This window comes from Bradyrhizobium sp. JR4.3, from assembly GCF_040547695.1.
Taxonomy (GTDB): domain Bacteria; phylum Pseudomonadota; class Alphaproteobacteria; order Rhizobiales; family Xanthobacteraceae; genus Bradyrhizobium; species Bradyrhizobium canariense.
The window spans coordinates 89964-108329 of sequence record NZ_JBEPQF010000024.1 but is presented as its reverse complement, the minus strand read 5'-3'; the positions used below and the strand labels follow the sequence as shown (position 1 = coordinate 108329).

21 protein-coding genes are annotated in these 18366 nt (G+C 63.6%); 12 read left to right on the top strand and 9 right to left on the bottom strand.

The features are described 5' to 3' along the window. Nucleotides 1-47: 47 nt before the first annotated feature. The 4 genes from ABIB91_RS30180 (at nt 48) to ABIB91_RS30165 (ending at nt 3275) form a co-directional block, all read left to right on the top strand. Nucleotides 48-809 carry an SDR family oxidoreductase gene (locus tag ABIB91_RS30180; RefSeq protein WP_007598784.1) on the top strand — a complete coding sequence of 254 codons (762 nt, stop codon included), beginning with the start codon at nt 48-50 and terminating at the stop codon, nt 807-809. Nucleotides 810-1109: 300 nt separating this feature from the next. Then, nucleotides 1110-1664, top strand: coding sequence for a fasciclin domain-containing protein (locus ABIB91_RS30175; protein ID WP_007604237.1), 555 nt, complete (start codon nt 1110-1112; stop codon nt 1662-1664). Between the two features lie 183 nt (nt 1665-1847). Beyond that, the gene (locus ABIB91_RS30170; protein WP_354169890.1) at nt 1848-2477 is read left to right on the top strand and encodes a cytochrome b/b6 domain-containing protein; all 630 of its coding nucleotides are present in this window, start codon (nt 1848-1850) and stop codon (nt 2475-2477) included. A gap of 15 nt (nt 2478-2492) precedes the next feature. After that, complete coding sequence (locus ABIB91_RS30165; RefSeq protein ID WP_027566359.1) at nt 2493-3275, top strand: molybdopterin-dependent oxidoreductase; 783 nt, start codon at nt 2493-2495, stop codon at nt 3273-3275. A 101-nt stretch (nt 3276-3376) separates the two neighbouring features. On the opposite strand, the gene ABIB91_RS30160 is transcribed toward ABIB91_RS30165, so the two are convergent. Further along, nucleotides 3377-4579, bottom strand: a complete 1203-nt coding sequence (locus ABIB91_RS30160; protein WP_354169887.1) for a YbfB/YjiJ family MFS transporter — start codon at nt 4577-4579, stop codon at nt 3377-3379. Nucleotides 4580-4710: 131 nt separating this feature from the next. On the opposite strand from ABIB91_RS30160, the gene leuB reads away from it, so the two are divergent. Continuing rightward, a complete protein-coding gene (gene leuB / locus ABIB91_RS30155; protein ID WP_354169885.1) occupies nt 4711-5823 on the top strand; it encodes a 3-isopropylmalate dehydrogenase in 1113 nt (370 codons plus the stop codon). Between the two features lie 242 nt (nt 5824-6065). On the opposite strand, the gene ABIB91_RS30150 is transcribed toward leuB, so the two are convergent. Together ABIB91_RS30150 and ABIB91_RS30145 are read right to left on the bottom strand one after the other, a co-directional pair. Further along, nucleotides 6066-6452: a hypothetical protein gene (locus ABIB91_RS30150; protein ID WP_027566362.1), complete on the bottom strand. Its 387-nt coding sequence runs from the start codon at nt 6450-6452 to the stop codon at nt 6066-6068. Nucleotides 6453-6608: 156 nt separating this feature from the next. Next, complete coding sequence (locus ABIB91_RS30145; protein ID WP_354169883.1) at nt 6609-7409, bottom strand: hypothetical protein; 801 nt, start codon at nt 7407-7409, stop codon at nt 6609-6611. 116 nt (nt 7410-7525) lie between these two features. On the opposite strand from ABIB91_RS30145, the gene ABIB91_RS30140 reads away from it, so the two are divergent. Then, nucleotides 7526-8560: an aspartate-semialdehyde dehydrogenase gene (locus tag ABIB91_RS30140; protein WP_007598796.1), complete on the top strand. Its 1035-nt coding sequence runs from the start codon at nt 7526-7528 to the stop codon at nt 8558-8560. 114 nt (nt 8561-8674) lie between these two features. On the opposite strand, the gene ABIB91_RS30135 is transcribed toward ABIB91_RS30140, so the two are convergent. Then, on the bottom strand, nt 8675-9319 hold the full coding sequence (locus tag ABIB91_RS30135; protein WP_007598798.1) for a carbonic anhydrase: 645 nt from the start codon (nt 9317-9319) through the stop codon (nt 8675-8677). A 111-nt stretch (nt 9320-9430) separates the two neighbouring features. Here ABIB91_RS30135 and ABIB91_RS30130 point away from each other — a divergent pair, with 111 nt between their 5' ends. Then, nucleotides 9431-10312 (top strand): HpcH/HpaI aldolase/citrate lyase family protein, encoded by an 882-nt coding sequence (locus tag ABIB91_RS30130; protein ID WP_354169880.1) that lies wholly within the window; start codon nt 9431-9433, stop codon nt 10310-10312. Between the two features lie 32 nt (nt 10313-10344). Further along, complete coding sequence (locus ABIB91_RS30125; protein WP_354169878.1) at nt 10345-10668, top strand: VOC family protein; 324 nt, start codon at nt 10345-10347, stop codon at nt 10666-10668. Nucleotides 10669-10798: 130 nt separating this feature from the next. Here ABIB91_RS30125 and ABIB91_RS30120 read toward each other — a convergent pair whose 3' ends face one another. Further along, a complete protein-coding gene (locus ABIB91_RS30120; protein ID WP_354169876.1) occupies nt 10799-11554 on the bottom strand; it encodes an SDR family NAD(P)-dependent oxidoreductase in 756 nt (251 codons plus the stop codon). Nucleotides 11555-11745: 191 nt separating this feature from the next. Between ABIB91_RS30120 and ABIB91_RS30115 the strand changes: the two genes are divergently transcribed. The 3 genes from ABIB91_RS30115 (at nt 11746) to ABIB91_RS30105 (ending at nt 15196) form a co-directional block, all read left to right on the top strand. Next, entirely contained in the window at nt 11746-12639 is an 894-nt protein-coding gene (locus tag ABIB91_RS30115; RefSeq protein ID WP_354169874.1) for an AraC family transcriptional regulator, read from the top strand. Between the two features lie 11 nt (nt 12640-12650). Continuing rightward, nucleotides 12651-13424, top strand: coding sequence for an N-acyl homoserine lactonase family protein (locus ABIB91_RS30110; protein ID WP_354169872.1), 774 nt, complete (start codon nt 12651-12653; stop codon nt 13422-13424). 200 nt (nt 13425-13624) lie between these two features. Further along, entirely contained in the window at nt 13625-15196 is a 1572-nt protein-coding gene (locus ABIB91_RS30105; protein WP_354169870.1) for a caspase family protein, read from the top strand. Between the two features lie 51 nt (nt 15197-15247). Here the strand turns inward: ABIB91_RS30105 and ABIB91_RS30100 are convergent, their stop codons facing one another. The 4 genes from ABIB91_RS30100 to ABIB91_RS30085 all read right to left on the bottom strand — a co-directional run bounded on the left by ABIB91_RS30100 (nt 15248) and on the right by ABIB91_RS30085 (nt 17890). Then, nucleotides 15248-15667: a hypothetical protein gene (locus ABIB91_RS30100; protein ID WP_354169868.1), complete on the bottom strand. Its 420-nt coding sequence runs from the start codon at nt 15665-15667 to the stop codon at nt 15248-15250. Between the two features lie 259 nt (nt 15668-15926). Continuing rightward, nucleotides 15927-16712, bottom strand: a complete 786-nt coding sequence (locus ABIB91_RS30095; protein WP_354169866.1) for a glycosyltransferase family 32 protein — start codon at nt 16710-16712, stop codon at nt 15927-15929. 81 nt (nt 16713-16793) lie between these two features. Next, nucleotides 16794-17399: a 3-isopropylmalate dehydratase small subunit gene (leuD, locus tag ABIB91_RS30090; RefSeq protein WP_007604257.1), complete on the bottom strand. Its 606-nt coding sequence runs from the start codon at nt 17397-17399 to the stop codon at nt 16794-16796. A gap of 89 nt (nt 17400-17488) precedes the next feature. After that, complete coding sequence (locus ABIB91_RS30085) at nt 17489-17890, bottom strand: metallopeptidase family protein (protein ID WP_007598813.1); 402 nt, start codon at nt 17888-17890, stop codon at nt 17489-17491. A 154-nt stretch (nt 17891-18044) separates the two neighbouring features. Between ABIB91_RS30085 and ABIB91_RS30080 the strand changes: the two genes are divergently transcribed. Then, nucleotides 18045-18326, top strand: a complete 282-nt coding sequence (locus ABIB91_RS30080) for a hypothetical protein (protein ID WP_354169913.1) — start codon at nt 18045-18047, stop codon at nt 18324-18326. Nucleotides 18327-18366: the final 40 nt, after the last annotated feature.

Below are 18366 nucleotides of genomic sequence, written 5' to 3'. Positions count from 1 at the left end.
GCTGGATTAGCAAAAACCGCCCCGATGAAGCAACGGAGACAGTTTGCATGACCAAAAACGGGAAACGCGTGGCCTGGGTGACAGGCGGGGGCAGTGGGATCGGGGAGGCCGGCGCCGAGGCGCTGGCGGCTGACGGCTGGACGGTGGTGGTCTCGGGCCGGCGCAAGGACGCCCTGGATACCGTAGTCGCGAAGATCACCGGGGCGGGCGGCGCCGCCGAGGCCATCGCGCTGGACGTGTCGGTCGCCGCCGCCGCCCAGAAGGCTGCCGATCAAATCGTCGCGAAGCACGGCCGCATCGACCTGCTGGTCAACAATGCCGGCATCAATGTCCCCAAGCGCAGCTGGAAGGACATGGAACTGGAGGGCTGGGATAAGCTCGTCCAGGTCAATCTCAACGGCGTGCTCTACTGCATGCGCGCGGTGCTGCCGACGATGCGCAAGCAACAGGACGGCTCCATCATCAACGTCTCGTCCTGGGCCGGCCGCCACGTCTCGAAAATGCCGGGCCCGGCCTACACCACGACCAAGCATGCGGTGCTGGCGCTGACCCATTCCTTCAACATGGACGAATGCGTCAACGGCTTGCGCGCCTGTTGCCTGATGCCGGGCGAGGTGGCGACCCCGATCCTGAAGCTGCGCCCGGTGGTGCCGAGCGAGGAGGAGCAGGCCAGGATGCTGCAATCCGAAGATCTCGGCCGCACCATCGCATTCATCGCCAGCATGCCGGCGCGGGTGTGCATCAACGAACTCTTGATCAGCCCGACGCATAATCGCGGGTTCATTCAGACGCCGCACAACAGGGATTGAGCGGCAGGTAGATCGTCGAGGCTCGTCATTGCGAGCGAAGCGAAGCAATCCAGCGGTGCATCCGCGGTGGCAGCCTGGATTGCTTCGTCGCTTCGCTCCTCGCAATGACGCCCCCCACGAACACACCTGAACTTAGTTTCACCCATCACAAAGAAGTTTAATCCGAAACCGCTTCGCAAACCCTCCCGTAATTCGAGCCAACGACGTCGCTGCTGCTTCACGCTCACAGGTCGCAGCCACCGTTGTTGCCCAACTCGAACGCCGGCAATCGCCGGTCACAATCCAATCGGGAGACCCTCCATGTCGAAACGTATTGCCTATCTCGCTGCCGCCGCGTTCAGCACCCTGGCCATCACCGCGACCGTTGTCGCGCCCGCCCGCGCCGAGGAAAAGACCGTCATGGTCGGCGGCGCCGCGATGTTCCCGTCGAAGAACATCGTCCAGAACGCCGTCAACTCGAAGGACCACACCACGCTGGTGGCGGCGGTGAAGGCGGCCGGCCTGGTGCCGACGCTGGAAGGCAAGGGCCCGTTCACGGTGTTCGCGCCGACCAACGCCGCGTTCGGCAAGCTGCCGGCCGGCACCGTCGACACTCTGGTGAAGCCCGAGAACAAGGCGACGCTGACCAAGATCCTCACCTACCATGTTGTGCCCGGCAAGCTCGAGGCGTCCGACCTCACCGACGGCAAGAAGATGAAGACCGCCGAAGGCGAGGAGCTGACGGTGAAGAAGATGGACGGCAAGGTCTGGATCGTCGACGCCAAGGGCGGCACCTCGATGGTGACGATCTCCAACGTCAACCAGTCGAACGGCGTGATCCATGTGGTCGACACCGTGCTGATGCCGGCGACGTAAATACCGCGCGGCCCGGCTTCATCCCCGAACCGGATGCGACGAAATGGCGAGCCGGGGGTGCCCGGCTCGCTTTATTGTGACCACGATAGCCCGCCGGTATCGATTCGATGCCGGGCAGGGCGTAACGAAAGCGGAAGCATCGGCGTATAATTGCTGTCAGACGATGTTCAGGACGGAACCATCATGTCGAGCCTCACAGTCACCGACGAGCAGGTCAGCGCCGCCCCGGCCAAGGTGATCCAGCCGGCCTGGGTCCGGGTCATGCACTGGATCAACGCCCTCGCCATGATCCTGATGATCCTGTCGGGCTGGCAGATCTACAACGCCTCGCCGCTGTTCGGTTTCAGCTTTCCGCGCGACTACACGCTCGGCGGCTGGCTCGGTGGCGGCCTGCTCTGGCACTTCGCGGCGATGTGGCTGTTGATGATCAACGGCCTCGCCTATCTCGTCACCGGTTTTGCCACCGGCCGCTTCCGCAAAAAACTGCTGCCGATCACCCCGTCCGGCGTGCTCCACGATGTCAGGGCTGCGCTGACCTTCAAGCTCGGCCATGCCGATCTCACCGTCTACAATTACGTCCAGCGCGTGCTGTATGCCGGCATCATCCTGGTCGGCGTGATCATCGTGCTGTCGGGGCTGGGAATGTGGAAGCCAGTGCAGCTGCACTGGCTCGTGAGCCTGTTCGGCGACTATCCGACCGCGCGCTACATTCATTTCTTCTGCATGGCCGCGATCTGCGCGTTCCTCGTCATTCACGTTTTACTCGCGCTGCTGGTGCCGAAGAGCCTGCGTGCGATGATCATCGGTCGCTAGAGCGGAGAGAGAGTCATGGCCAAGCGCTCATTCCTGATTCCCGGCGTCGACAAGCGGCTGCTGATCAAGGACTCCATCAAGACGATGCCAGAGGTCAGCCGCCGCCGCTTCATCGCGGGCGGCGCCAGCCTCGGCGCGTTGACGCTGCTCACCGGCTGCGACGTGATCGACTCGTCCTCCGCTGAGGAGATGCTGAAGTCGGTTTCGAAATTCAACGATGCCGTGCAGGCCTTCATCTTCAATCCCGACGCGCTGGCGCCGACGTTTCCCGAGAGCGCGATCACAAAGCCGTTTCCGTTCAACGCCTATTACGATCTCGACGACGCGCCTGATGTCGACGGTGCCGACTGGAAGCTCGAAGTCCGCGGCCTCGTCGACAACAAGAAGTCGTGGACGCTTCCGGAATTGTACAAGCTGCCGCAGGTCACGCAGATCACCCGTCACATCTGCGTCGAGGGCTGGAGCGCGATCGGCAGCTGGACCGGCACGCCGATGCGCGACTTCCTCAAGCTGATCGGCGCCGACACGCGCGCCAAATACGTCTGGTTCCAGTGTGCCGACAAGGACGGCTACAATTCCCCGCTCGACATGCGCACCGCGCTGCATCCGCAGACCCAGATGACGTTCAAATACGCAGGCGAAATCCTGCCGCGCGCGTATGGGTTTCCAATGAAGATCCGCGTGCCGACAAAACTCGGCTTCAAGAACCCGAAATACGTGGTGTCGATGGAAGTCACCAACGACTACAAGGGCGGTTATTGGGAAGACCAGGGGTACAATTCGTTTAGTGGGAGCTAGGCGCGCCGCTGCCGTAGGGTGGGCAAAGCGTAGCGTGCCCACCAACACTCCATCCGCGACAACGGCCATCGTGGGCACGGCGCTTCGCGCCTTTGCCCACCCTACGGCACCGTTTTTTTGGCCGGCCCCACCTTCCGCTGGCACAGCGCCGCCACCGCGCCCAACGCCAGCAGCGCCGCCGAGACATTCAGCGCGTAACTCAAGCTCCCCAGCGCGTCCGTGATGGCGCCGACCACGATCGGGCCGAGCGTCTGGCCGACGCCGAACGAGATCGTCATCGCCGCGATCGCGGTCGGCCATACCTCGGGCGGATAGTTGAAGCGCACGAAGGCGGTGGTCGAGCCGACCACGGCGAAGAAGGCGACGCCGAACACGACGGCCGACACAGCGAGCCATGCCGGCGAATGCCCGAGCATCGGCAGGGCGGCGCCGAGCGCGTTGGTACCGAGAATGATCGCGGTGGCCAGTCCGCCGCGATCGAGCGCGAGCACGCGGCGCCAGGCCCACGGCGTGACGAAGGCGCTCAGCCCGATTAGGCTCCAGAACCCGGCCTGCGCCGCGGCCCCGCCGCCGCCGTCGCGCACATAGGCGATCATGAAAGTCATGTAGGCGATGTAGCCCGCGCCGAACAGGAAGTAGCCGGCGAGATAGATCAGCACGGGAAGAATCGCGAAGGCGCCGTGGCTGCCTTGCGAGAACCGCACGCCGCTCTCGATGCGGACCAGGAACAGCGGCACGGTCATGACGACGGACAGCAGGGTCATCGCCCACCACACTATCCACCACGAGCCCGGCCCGAAATATTGCAGCGTGAACGGGGCGATCAGGCCCGAGGCGAGAATGCCGATGCCGGGCCCGGCATAGAACAGGCTCAGCAGGAAATTGGCCCGCTCCGGGCGCGACTGCGCGATGGAAGCGGCCAGCGCGCCGCCGGCGACGAAACCGGCCGCCGCGCCAACGCCCAGCACGAGACGCGCCAGGCTCAGCGCGACGAAATTCCCGGTCAGCGCGCAAGTCGCGAGCGCGGCGACGCAGGCCAGGGTTCCGCCGCGGATCGCGGCCGACCAGCCGACGCGCTGGATCAGCCGGGACGCCACAAGCGCGCCCGCGAGATAGCCGACGGCGTTGATGGTGTTCATGAAACCGGCCGCCGAGTAGGACCAGCCGAGGTCCTCCCGCATGTCGGGCAGCACCAGCGAATAGGCGAAGCGGCCGATACCCAGCCCAACCGTCGCGGCCAGCGACAGGGTCAGGATCAACCGTGCGGGGTGGGCATCGGGTGGAGGGCGGTCAGGTGCGTGCAAGGGGTACTCCGGCATGCGCAGTGTGGCAGGCCCTGCCCGCCTTGCACAGCCGCGAGGCGGCAATGGTGTCTTGCCAAGCACGCATCGCCGCTCTAGCACTCCGGCCGAAATCGACCTCAGAGGAAACGACCATGGCGACCCACAAACTGCTGCTGCTTCCCGGCGACGGTATCGGCCCCGAGGTGATGGGCGAGGTGAAGCGGCTGATCGACTGGCTCAATTCGGCCGGGATCGCCAAGTTCGAGACTGACACCGGCCTCGTCGGCGGTTCGGCCTATGAGGCGCACAAGGTGTCGATCTCGGAAGGCGACATGGCCAAGGCCAAGGACGCCGACGCGATCATCTTCGGCGCGGTCGGCGGTCCCAAATGGGACGCGGTGCCCTACGAGGTCCGCCCCGAAGCCGGCCTGCTGCGCCTGCGCAAGGATCTCGGTCTGTTCGCCAACCTCCGTCCCGCGGTCTGCTACCCGGCGCTGGCGGAGGCCTCCAGCCTCAAGCGCGAGGCGGTCGAGGGCCTCGACATCATGATCGTGCGCGAGCTCACCGGCGGCGTCTATTTCGGTGAGCCCAAGACCATCACCGACCTCGGCAACGGCCAGAAGCGCGCCATCGATACCCAGGTCTACGACACCTATGAGATCGAGCGCATCGGCCGCGTCGCCTTCGAGCTTGCCAAGAAGCGCAAGAACAAGGTGACCTCGATGGAGAAGCGCAACGTCATGAAGTCGGGCGTGCTCTGGAACGAGGTCATGACCCAGGTCCACAAGCGCGAATACCCCGACGTCACGCTCGAGCACCAGCTCGCCGATTCCGGCGGCATGATGCTGGTGAAATGGCCGAAGCAATTCGACGTCATCGTCACCGACAATCTGTTCGGCGACATGCTGTCCGACATCGCGGCGATGCTGACGGGATCGCTCGGCATGCTGCCCTCGGCCTCGCTCGGCGAGGTCGACGTCAAGAGCAAGAAGCGCAAGGCGCTGTACGAGCCCGTGCACGGCTCGGCGCCTGATATCGCAGGCCAGGGCCTCGCCAATCCGATCGCGATGATCTCGTCGTTCGGCATGGCGCTGCGCTATTCCTTCGACATGGGCGCGCTCGCCGACAAGGTCGACGCCGCGATCGCCGCGGTGCTGGCCAGCGGCCTGCGCACCGCCGACATCAAGTCGGAAGGCACCATTGCCGCCTCGACCACGCAGATGGGCGAAGCGATCCTGAAGGAATTGCAGAAGCTGCACGCGTAACGACGCGCGTCGCTGACATCTCAAACAAAATGGCCGGGCGCGAGCCCGGCCATTTTTATTCGTCGATATGTCCGCCTCAGTTTGTAGGGTGGGCAAAGCGAAGCGTGCCCGCCATTCTGATCGGCATTGCCGAGAGATGGTGGGCACGGCGCTTCGCGCCTTTGCCCACCCTACAAGGTCTCATCAAAACAAAAATGGCCGGGCGCGAGCCCGGCCATTTTGATTCGGTCGATATGTCCGCCTCAGTACAGCGGGAAATTCTGCGGATAGCCGCCAACATCCTGCGGCGTGCTCAGCGGCTGGCGATCGATCGGGCGGTTGAGATTTTCGCGCGCGAAGGTCGGATAGCCCACCGCCGGCGGGAAGGCGTAGTCGGAGAATTTGCGGTCGCCCGGATTGACCTCGGTGCCGCCGTCGAGCCAGGAGCGCTTGCTCACATAGATGCGGGTGCGGCCCTGCTGATAGCTCGCATTGGGGCCGCTCGGGCCGTAATAGTGACGGCCGCTGTCATAGCGCTGCTTCTTGGTGTCGGCCGAGGCGGGTGTCGCGAAGGCTGAGGACATGGCAATCACGGCGCCGGCCGCAAGCCACATCGCCAGTTTGTTCGCGGCAGAGAAATTCGAGCTCATCACGTCCCCTTCAGGCGGCAAGCCGCCAATCAATTTCACCCCCATACTAACCCGGCCGGGGCGACTGCAACTAGGTCTATTGGGTCACACCAGCGCTGAATAATCGTGCACGCCGGCAAAAGTTGCATGGATACAGCCACTTGAGCTTGATGCCGGTCAGAGCGCGCCGCGCAATTGCGCATTGGCGGCGCCGAGCAGCCAGTCCGACGAGCCCGGGAGCGCGCAGGGGCGGCGCTTCAGCTCCGCATGGGCGAACAATTCGGCCAGCTTCGGCTCGTTGCCCGAGGTCAGCAGCGTCAGCCGGTTCAGCGTGCAGGCGATCGCCGCGCGCCGGGCGGGCAGGCTGTCGCCCTGGCAGGAAAATCCGGAGATCTGGAGCGCCGGCTCCTCGCTGCGCTTGAGGTAGCCGAGGCAGGCCCGCGCGCCCTCCGTCGTGCCGGTCGGCTGGAATAGGGCGACGGGGCCGAATTTCGTGTCGATCAGGCCGGCTTGCTCCAGCCGGGCCGCGGTGCCCAGTCCCATCCGGGCGGCCAGATCCAGAGTTGCCGGGCGCGCCACGTCGAATTCGCCGCCTTCCCGGTAGATCTCGAGCTCGGCCATGAGTTCGGCTATGGGCTTGTCCGCCTCGCTGGCCCAGCGCATCACGTCCCTGCGGCCGCCTTCGGGGTGCCTGAAGATGGCGTAAGAAGCTGTTTTTTCTGACGAATCCAGCCGGCTAAGGGCGAAACCCTGAGGCGAGCGGTCGGCCACGCTCCAACTCGGCTTCAGCGCCGGATCATCGTCGCGCAAGTTTGGCAGCTGGCCGAGTGCGGCAAGGCCGAGGATGGCAAACAGCACCAAAGCCCCCACATAGGCGAACAGGCGCGCCAGCGTGCCGACGACCTCGTCGGCGAAGGCCGCAAGCGCCAGATGGATCTGGGTGGGGTTTGTGGCCGTGCTGGCCTCAGGCGACTGCATCCACGTCCCTAAGGCATGGTCCAACGTTGTCTTGAGGCCGGTTCTCGCATAGAAGCGCTGCTCTTCCTGTTTAAGCCTCAGCTTCAGGAAAGAGCTTTTTCGTCGGAGAGTGAACGATGGGTTACAAAGTCGCAGTCGTCGGCGCGACCGGCAATGTCGGACGGGAAATGCTCAACATTCTGGATGAGCGCAAATTCCCTGCGGACGAGGTGGTGGCCCTGGCCTCACGCCGCAGCATGGGCGTCGAGGTCTCCTACGGCGACCGCACCCTGAAGGTCAAAGCGCTCGAGCATTATGACTTCTCCGACGTCGACATCTGCCTGATGTCGGCGGGCGGCGAGGTGTCGAAGGAATGGTCGCCGAAGATCGGCGCCGCCGGCACCGTCGTGATCGACAATTCCTCGGCCTGGCGCATGGACCCGGACGTGCCGTTGATCGTGCCGGAAGTGAATGCGGACGCGACTGCGGGCTTCAAGAAGAAGAACATCATCGCCAACCCGAACTGCTCGACCGCGCAGCTCGTGGTCGCACTCAAGCCGCTGCACGACAAGGCGACGATCAAGCGCGTCGTGGTCTCGACCTATCAATCGGTGTCGGGCGCCGGCAAGGACGCAATGGACGAATTGTTCTCGCAGACCAAGGCCGTCTACACCAATCAGGAGCTGGTCAATAACAAGTTTCCCGCGCGCATCGCCTTCAACGTCATTCCCCAGATCGACGTCTTCATGGAGGACGGCTACACCAAGGAAGAGTGGAAGATGATGGCGGAGACCAAGAAGATTCTTGATCCCAAGATCAAGCTCTCCGCGACCTGCGTGCGCGTGCCTGTTTTCGTCGGCCATTCCGAAGCCGTCAACATCGAGTTCGAGAACCCGATCAGCGCGGACGAAGCGCGCGACATCCTGCGCAAGGCGCCGGGCTGCCTCGTCATCGACAAGCATGAGCCCGGCGGCTACGCCACGCCGTATGAAGCCGCCGGCGAGGACGCCACCTATATCAGCCGCATCCGCGAGGACGCGACGGTGGAGAACGGTCTCGTGCTGTGGTGCGTCTCGGATAATCTACGCAAGGGCGCCGCGCTCAACGCGATCCAGATCGCGGAAGTCCTGATCAACCGCAAGCTGATCAGCGCGAAGAAGAAGGCGGCGTAGCTCCGCTGCCGTAGGGTGGGCAAAGGCGCGGAGCGCCGTGCCCACCATCTCTCCACGATCGCGATAGAAGCGGTGGGCACGCTACGCTTTGCCCACCCTACAAGAGCTGGGGACCTACGCCACCTCGCGCGCGTTCCTGAATTCCTTCGCCGCCTTGTCCAGCACGAACAGCGATCCCTCCGCGACGCCGAAATAGGCGCCGTGGGTCTGCATCTGGCCGCTCTCGACCGCCTTCTGCACGAACGGGAAGGTCATCAGGTTTTCCAGGCTGCGGAACACCGCGGCCTTTTCGATGCGCTCGACGAATTGCGCCATGGTCTCGTGGTCGCGCTGCTCCACCACTTCGCCCGGCTTGATGAACATCTGCATCCATTTGCCGATGAAGTCGCCCGGCGTGAGCGGCTCGATCTTGTCGACGAAGGCGCGGATGCCGCCGCATTGCGCGTGCCCGAGCACCACGATGTGCTTCACCTTCAGCACCGTCACGGCATATTCCAGCGCCGCCGAGACGCCATGCGCGTTGCCGTCGGGCTGATACACCGGCACCAGATTGGCGATGTTGCGGACGACGAAGAGTTCGCCCGGCCCGACGTCGAAGATCACTTCGGGAGAAACGCGGCTATCGCAGCAGCCGATCACCATCACTTCAGGGAACTGCCCCTTCACCGACAGCTCGCGGTAGCGGGTCTGCTCGGTCGGCAGCCGCTGGGTGGCGAAGGCCTTGTAGCCTTCCAGCAAATGCTCTGGGAATGTGGTCATAGCCTATGCCTAATCATATACCGCTGGGACGAACAAGCCTTTCGAATAGGCAGGCCAGATGCTATCGGCTTCGGTCGGAAGTGAGACGAGGTAACCGGAAGGAACGCTTGCATGACCCGCCCGCGCCGCAGCCATCTGTTCATGCCCGGCTCCAACCCCCGCGCGCTGGAAAAGGCGCGCAATCTCGCCGCCGACGGCCTGATCCTCGATCTGGAAGACTCCGTCGCGCCCGATGCCAAGGCGGTGGCGCGCGACGGCATAGCGGCCGCGATCGCAGCCAAAGGGTTCGGCAAGCGCGAGATCCTGATCCGGACCAACGGCCTCGACACGCCCTGGTGGAGCGACGATTTCGCGATGGCCGCCAAGGCCTCGCCGGACGGCATCCTGGTTCCAAAAGTTTCAAGCGTCGAGGACCTCGACACGATCGGCCGTCGTCTCGCCGAACTCGGCGCGGCGCCGACCGTAAAGGTGTGGGCCATGATCGAGACCGCACGCGCCGTGCTGCATGCCGAAGAGCTGGCGGCCGCCGGGCGCGATCCAGCGCGGCGCCTGTCAGGCTTCGTGTTCGGCCCGAACGACATCTCGCGCGAGACGCGCATCAAGATGCTGCCGGGCCGCGCGGCGATGATCCCGATGATCACCCATTGCATCCTGGCGACGCGCGCCCATGGCCTCGAAATCCTCGACGGCCCCTACAGCGACATCGCCAATTCCGATGGTTTCGCCACCGAATGCGCGCAAGCGCGCGATCTCGGTTTCGATGGCAAGACGCTGATTCATCCCTCGCAGATCGAAGCCTGCAACGCGATCTTCACCCCGCCCGAAGAGGACGTCGCGCGCGCGCGAAAGATCATCGCCGCGTTCGAATTGCCGGAGAACGTCTCGCGCGGCGCGATCCGTCTCGACGGCGCCATGGTGGAGCGCCTGCACGCCGACATGGCGCGGCGCACGATCGAGATCGCGGACGCGATTGCGGCGATGGGGAAGGGCTAGTTGCCTAGCCGAAAAAGCGGAGCGCCGGCGCCATGAAAGTGAAACGCATCGTCACGAACATCGCCGCGGCCGACGTATCGCTGGCGCGCCGATTCTACCAGGACGTCCTCGGCCTGGAGGCCGTCATGGACCAGGGATGGATCGCGACATTCGCTGCACAATCGAAAATGGCTCCTCAACTGAGCATCGCAAGTGAAGGCGGTTCGGGTACGCCGGTCCCGGATCTTTCGATCGAAGTGGATGACCTGGATGAAGCGTTACGCAGAATGGAGCGTGCTGGCGTCACATTGGAGTATGGACCTGCGACGGAGCCGTGGGGTGTACGCAGGTTCTACGTGCGCGATCCTTTCTTCTAGCTCACGAGTGACGCCGTCGGCCGTGGTCGACGCATTGGCGCAGTAGCCGTGTGGGAATCAAAGGGCGATGGGTGCGGCCGCGGCGGGCGGGCCAGGGCCGCATCCAGTTCGTAACCCAATCGCGCCTCGCTCAGATCGTCTGGCCGCCGGACACCTCGATCCGCTGCGCCGTGACCCAACGATTGTCGGGACCGAGCAGGCTCGCGACCATCGGTCCGATATCATCGGGCAGACCGACGCGGCCCAGTGCGGTCATCTGCGCAAATTGGTTGTTCAAATCCGGCATGTCCCGAACCGCGCCACCGAGAAAATCGGTTTCGATCGCGCCCGGCGCGACGACGTTGGCCGTGATGCCGCGCCCACCAAATTCCCTGGCCATGTAGACGGTCAGAACCTCGATGGCGCCCTTCGCAGCCGCGTAGGCCGAGAAGCCGGGGAAGGACACGCGCGTCAGCCCGCTCGAGAAGTTGATGATCCGGCCCTTGTCGGAGAGCAAGGGTAGCAAGGCCTGCGTCAGGAAGAAGGGTCCCTTGACGTGCGTGGCGAACAGGGCATCGAACTGTTGTTCCGTCGTCTCCGCGATCGCGGCCATCTCGCCCTGACCGGCATTGTTGACGAGGTGATCGAATCTCTCGGCGCGCCAATGCTCCGCCAACGCGGATCGAACTTTTGTGAAGAACGCGGGAAAGCTCGACACGGCGGTGACATCAAATTCCAGCGCGATGGCCTTGCGCCCCAGCGATTCAATCTCGGCGACGACTTCGCGTGCTGCGGCGGCCCCGTTGCGATAGGTCACGATCACATCGCCGCCGTGACGTGCGATGGCGATGGCGGTGTTGCGGCCAAGGCCACGACTGGCCCCGGTGACGAGAGAAATGGTGGGCATCGGAAATTCCTCGAAGCGTTGCGGTGATGTCCGTTTGCCCGCGATCGATCGTCCGGTGTTGCCGGATCCTCGGAGTGCCTTGCCCAACACTCCGGGATGCGGCGACGGCGGACTTGCCCAAAACTCCTGATTTTCTGCCTGAACGGCCGGCGCCGATTGCCTGTGCGCCAAGCTCGGCCTAAAATTGGCGCGTGACCGAAACGCTTCTCCAGATCGCCAGTCGTTATTCCGCGGCTCACGCCGACGACAGGGGCGTCGCCTCCACGCCCTTCGCCGGCGTCTCGATCATCCGCGAGACCGCGCCGAGTGCGCTCCTGTACGCGATCTCCAGGCCTCTGGTCGCACTCGTCTTGCAAGGCGCCAAACGTGTGGCGACGGGCCGGACGTCCTTCGACTTCGGAGCAGGCGCTTCCTTGTTGATTGCGAGTGATGTGCCGACGGTCAGCCAGATCACGCGCGCGACGGCGGCCGCGCCCTATTTTTCGCTCGTCGTCGAGCTCGACCCCACAATCATCGAGGGACTGGTGGTCGAGATGGGTTCGCTCCCGTTCATCCCATCCCGGCCGCTGCGAGTCGAGCCGACGGAGCAGGAGCTCGCGGACGCAGCGCTCCGGCTGTTGCGCCTGATCGACCGCCCCTCAGCCTTGCCGATCTTGCGCGGCCAGCTGATGCGAGAGCTGCATTATTGGCTGCTGGCCGGCCGCCACGGCGGGGCCATCAGGGCGCTCGGAATTGCCGATAGCCATGCACAGCGGATCGGCCGCGCGGTTGCGCTCATTCGTGCCGGCTATGCCAAGCCGTTGCGCGTCGATCGGTTGGCCAAAGCCGCCGCGATGAGCCCGTCGGCATTTCACGCGCACTTCCGGAGCGTCACTTCGCTGACCCCGCTACAGTTTCAGAAACAGCTTCGCCTGATCGAAGCCCGCCGCGCGATGCTGGCCGACGGTGTGCAGATCGCGACCGCGGCTCATCAGGTCGGCTACGAAAGCATCACGCAGTTCACGCGAGAATATTCCCGGCTGTTCGGCATGCCGCCTGGGCGCGACATGCGCGAGGCGAAGCGGCGGATTGAATCGGCGGCTTGAAGAGTTCTCCAATGGCGACGGTTGACAGACTCTACATCCTCGACGGTGGCATTGCGCAGGTCGCGGACGGGTCGATCTATTCTCCGGGCATCAATGTCGGGATACCCATGACGCTGAGCTGCAATGCCTATCTCGTCAGTCATCGTGGCGAATGGCTGATCTGGGATACGGGAATCGAGGATGAGCTATCGAAGCATCCGGAAGGACGCATCATTGCCCATGGCATACGCGGCGTCGTGCGTCGTCCCATCGCGGACCAACTGGACGAAATCGGGGTGCGGCCCCGCGACATCGGCACGATCCTGCTTTCCCACGCGCATTTCGATCATATCGGGAATGTCGATCTGTTCGAAAATGCCAGATGGATCGCTCAGCGGGCTGAATTCGAGGCCATGTTCGGACCGGAGCCCGAAGAATTCGGCTATTCGCTGCAGCACTACAGATCCCTGAAAGAGCGGCCTTACCAGATCGTCGATGGTGACCACGACGTATTTGGCGACGGCGCGGTGCGCATGATCTTCACGCCGGGCCATACCCTCGGGCATTGCTCGCTGATGGTGAGGCTACCGCGGCGCGGCGCTGTGCTGCTGAGCGGCGACGTCGCGCACAATCGCGAGAACCTCCGGCACATGCGCGTGCCGTCCTTCAATGCCGACCCGCAGGCAACGGTCGCGTCCATGGCCAAGGTGGTCGAGCTGCTTCGCTCCGAGAATGCCGAAATCTGGATCAATCACGATACGGCTGAGAGCGACGAGCTGCCTCACGCGCCAGACTGGATCGTGTAAGCGCGCGTCACCGTGGCGCGATCGCAGCACGATCGAGCGCCCGCGATTCTGCCTTTTCCCGTTGCGGCGGTGAAGAACAATGCTACCTTCGCGCCCGACATTTTGATCCGGGCAAGCATTTGATGCGCGTTCTTTGGCTAGCTGCCGTCGTCGCCACTTCACTCTCGTTGGTCTCGCCGGCGCTTGCGCAGCAGGCCCGGGTGGCGCTCGTCATCGGAAACGGTGCCTATGAGAAAGTGCCCGAATTGCCGAACCCGACGCGCGATGCGGCAGACGTTGGTCGCGCGCTGGAGCGGCTTGATTTCAAAGTCACCCAGGTCAAGAACGCGACGGCGCAAGAGATGAGGAAGGCCGTCGTCGAGTTCGGCCGCTCTGCCGAGGGAGCAGACCTTGCGGTCGTTTTCTATGCCGGACACGGCATGGAGGTCAGCGGCGAGAACTGGCTGATTCCGGTTGGCGCAGAGCTGCGCAGCGATACCGACATCGAAAGCGAGGCCATCAGCCTGCGTTCGGTGAGCCTTCAGGTTTCGAAGGCACGAAAGTTGGGCCTTGTGATACTGGACGCATGCCGCAACAATCCTTTTGCCGCAAAGATGAGGCGCTCGCTGAGCACCCGGGCCGTGGCTCGCGGACTCGCTCCGACGGAGCCATCCGATAACGTTCTGATTGCGTACGCCGCCCGGGACGGTACTACGGCAAGTGACGGGGATGGCCGGAACAGCCCATTCACGGCATCGCTCCTTCGGCACATTGAAACGCCGGGGCTGGAGATATCGTTTCTGTTTCGTCGTGTTCGTGACGACGTGATGGCGGCCACCAGACGCGAGCAGCAGCCTTTCGTATACGGCTCTTTGTCGAAGGAAGAGATTTACCTGAGAGCTCCTGTGGCGAGCGCTCAAACGCCAGTCGCGTCGGCTCCCGTGCCCGCAGATGCCGCGGAAGACGAGAAGTTTTGGCTGTCTATCCAGACGTCCACGGTGGCAGGCCTCTACGAGGAGTTTCTGGCCAGGTATCCCCGCAGCAGCCACGTCGCAGAAGCGCGCCAGCGGGTCAAGAATTTCAACGCCAACGAAGTTGCGGTGCTCTCATCTCCAGCTGCCCCTCCGAAACCGGACGCAAAAACCGTCGTCCGAAATCTATTTGCGCCCGAAGATAATCAGAAAGTTGCAGCCATCGCGGCAGCTCAGCAACTCAAACTGCCAAGCTTCGCTATCTCGCCTGATCAGAATGATCCGCTCAATGCCAACTCCAGATTTGTCGGCGTGTGGTCCAACAAGCGTGGATGGACGAATGGCAAAGGGCGCTATGCCATGCTGATCGTTACGGAGGTCTCTGCCACCGGGTTAGCCAAGGGACACTACCTCTGGGGGCCGCCGACAAAGGCATCGTGGGTGAAGGATCAGGCGGGGTATCGATCGTTTTCCGAATACATTGTGAACGACAAATTTTCCATCAGCGGAACACCCGTCACCGTCAGGATGGACAAGAACGTCCTTGCGCTGTCGTCCGTCAACAAGGACAATCCAACTGAGAAGGCGAACATAGAGCTTGGCCCTGTCTGGAAGCTCGTGCCGGTGCCGGAGGATGTTGAGCCTTCAAGCAAGCGCGAGAAAACCTCGCAGCCTCGTGCTGCCAAAAAGGAAAGCGCGGCCGAACCGAGCCCGCCGGGCAATGTCAGTGGGACGAGCATGGAAGAGCGCTATCGTGCTTGCAGAAAGCTCGTCAAAGGATTTTCCCGGCGCGAAGCTTGTGCCCGAACGGGCGTGATCTAGCACCGGCGGGACATCCGGCCGCTAAACTAATCCCTTGATAAGAGCAATGCCTCAGCGATGCGCGTGATCGGCGCGATCGAGCGACTCCAGTGTCGAGGCATTCGCGCAGAATCCGTGGTAGTTCTCCGCGGCGGTGCCGTCGGCCAGCTCGCGATCGCACTGGCCCTTGTGGCTGCAAAGTGCGCACACCCGCTCCATGTCGCGCAGCAGCAGCGGATGCGCGCGGCCAAGCCCTTCGGCGCTGATGCCGAGCTGCTCCAGCATCTTCGGCAGCTCGTCCGCGGCGTGCTTGCCGTGGCGGACCAGCTCCTCCAGATCGTCAGGCGCGATCCGCAGATCTTGCGCGATCCGGTCGAAATCGGCGCGGTCGAGCTGCCGGATCTCGTTCAGCTCGCGGCGATGCTTCAGCCAGCTTGCAAAGGATTCGATGAGGTCCTGGACAATGGGATAAGGCCTGGTTGCGGTGCTCATGCGAAGCTCCATTGGAACGGCGGAATTGGAGCGAGACTAGGCACAATGGTGCAGGTGCGCGTTGCGCTGGATCAAATAGCGATGACGGGACCGCGGCCTCCGGTGTACCTCTCCCGCTTGCGGGAGAGGTCGGCGCGTCCGGGCGATGCGAAGCATCGTCCCGCGCGCCGGGTGAGGGTTCTCTCCTCTAGGGGATTGTCCCGTCGTGGAGACTCCCTCTCCCGCAAGCGGGAGAGGGAGCGCACCTCTTGCGCGGCAGTTAGCCAAACCGCTCCGCGGCCCACGCATAAAGACTGCCCGGGATCGGTTTCTCGCCGCCGCGACCCTTGGGCGAGATGTGCAGGCCGATGATGTCGCGGTCGGTGACGAGGCCGAGATAGCTCGAGGGATCGAAGAACAGTTTTGGCTCGGCATGCACGGCGTAGAACGATTGCTTCGGCAAGGCGCAGTGCAGCTCGCCGGTGCGGCGCGCGAGCGCGGTGAGTGCCGCCGGGCCGAAGATCGCAACACGGATATCGGAGAGGCGGTTCGAGCCGCCGCGCAGGCGGCGCATCGCAAACGTGACGCGATGGCGTATCGACAGCCAGTTCGGCGTCAGCTCCTCCTGCTCCATCAGCTCTTCGAAGGCGGCAACGATGCCGTGCCGGGGCGGAAGGTAAATCACGGAATTGCCGAGCTGGCGCGGACGCTCCCACGCGAAGTAGGGCTTTGCCGGATCGATCTCGACGGGCCTCAGCAGCAGCACGTCGGCGTCGAGCCAGAGGCCGAGTCCCTTCGCCATCAGCTTCATGCGGAAGAAGTCGCTGAACTGAAGCGTGGTCCAGTCGCGCCAGCTGCCGTCCGGCTGCGGCGGTCGCAATCGTTCGGAGAACGCATGCGGCAGGATCGCCTCGGCATCCGCATTCGCGATGCCTGCGGGCAGGCCGGGAATGGTGTCGAAACTGTAGACCGTGACCTTGTGGCCGGCAGCCAGCTGCGAGCGCAGACAGGTCTGGCGCAGGGCGTCCATCGGGCCGTGCCAGAAGGTGACGATGTCAGGCAACATGGGCGCAAGCTATAGAGGACAACGCTGGCAAAGAAAAAGCCCCGGCGCTGTCAGCACCGGGGCTCAAACAAAAACTTGAGATCAGGCCCAGGCGCGTTCGCGCTTGAGCTTCTCCTCATAGGTATCGATCGAGGCCTTCTTCTCCATCGTCAGGCCGATGTCGTCGAGGCCGTTGATCAGGCAGTGCTTGCGGAACGGGTCGATCTCGAACTTGACCTTGCCGCCGTCGGGGCCGCGAATCTCCTGGTTCGGCAGGTCGATCGTCAACGTCGCGTTGGCGCCGCGCTCGGCGTCGTCGAACAGCTTGTCGAGGTCTTCCTGGGCCACGCGGATCGGCAGAATGCCGTTTTTGAAGCAGTTGTTGTAGAAGATGTCGCCGAACGAGGTCGAGATCACGCAGCGGATGCCGAAGTCGAGCAGCGCCCAGGGCGCATGCTCGCGGCTCGAGCCGCAGCCGAAATTGTCGCCGGCGACCAGCACCTTCGCATTGCGATAGGCCGGCTGGTTGAGGACGAAATCAGGATTCTCGCTGCCGTCGTCCTTGTAGCGCTGCTCGGAGAAGAGCCCCTTGCCAAGGCCGGTGCGCTTGATGGTCTTGAGGTACTGCTTCGGAATGATCATGTCGGTGTCGACATTGATGATCTTCAGCGGCGCCGCGACGCCTTCCAGCGTGGTGAACTTGTCCATGGTTGCACTTTCCCGGGATGGTCTAGGGAACCGGTATTTATCGCGATCGCGGCGGAAATCCTAGGCCGAATTCGGCAGGTCTCGTCTGCCTAACCAGGCTCTTGAGCCTCGATCGCGGCCATATCGTCGTCCGAGAGACCGAAATGATGGCCGATCTCGTGGATCAGGACGTGGCGAACGATATGGCCGAGGCTTTCGTCGTGCTCGGCCCAATAGTCCAGGATCGGCCGTCGGTAGAGCCAGACCATGTTGGGCAGCCGTGCTACGTCGCCAAAACTCTGCTGCGGCAGGCCGACGCCCTGGAACAGGCCGAGCAGGTCGAACTCGCTCTCGCATGCCATCTCGTCCAGGACTTCCTCCGTGGGGAAGTCGTCGACGCGGATGATCACGCCCTCGCACAGCCTACGAAACTCCGCCGGCAGGCGTTCGAAGACTTCATGCGCCATGGCTTCCATCTCGGCCAGCGAGGGCGCTTTCAATTCCGTCCACATGGGCTTCTCATAGCGTGGGTTTCGCGGCGACGCATCCGGCTTTATAAGCGCGGCGAGGTTGACGGGCGCCGTCAAAACGGGGAGCGTAGGCCTCGAAGTGGACGTTCAAATGGGCGGAAAAATGCGAGCGAAAACAGCGCTGACGCTACTGTGCATGGGGTTGTTTTCGCAGTTTTGCGTTGGCGCGGAGGCCCAGACCGCGACTCCCGGGATCAGGCTGGCCCAGGCGGCCTCGCGAGACGATCTGCCGCCGCCGCGCAAGCGGCCCCCGGCGCGCCTGCGCGTCACGCCCTATTACAGTCCTGATGGCGTCTATCCCCGCTACAATCCCGGTCCCGATGCGGTCCGCGAGTGCAACGCCACCTATGTGCAGGAATTTCGCCCCAGCGGCACGGTGATCGTGCCGCATATGAGCTGCTACTGGCGCCGGGGCTGATACGAACGCCGTGCCCGTCGCGCGCTGAGGCGGAGGTCGT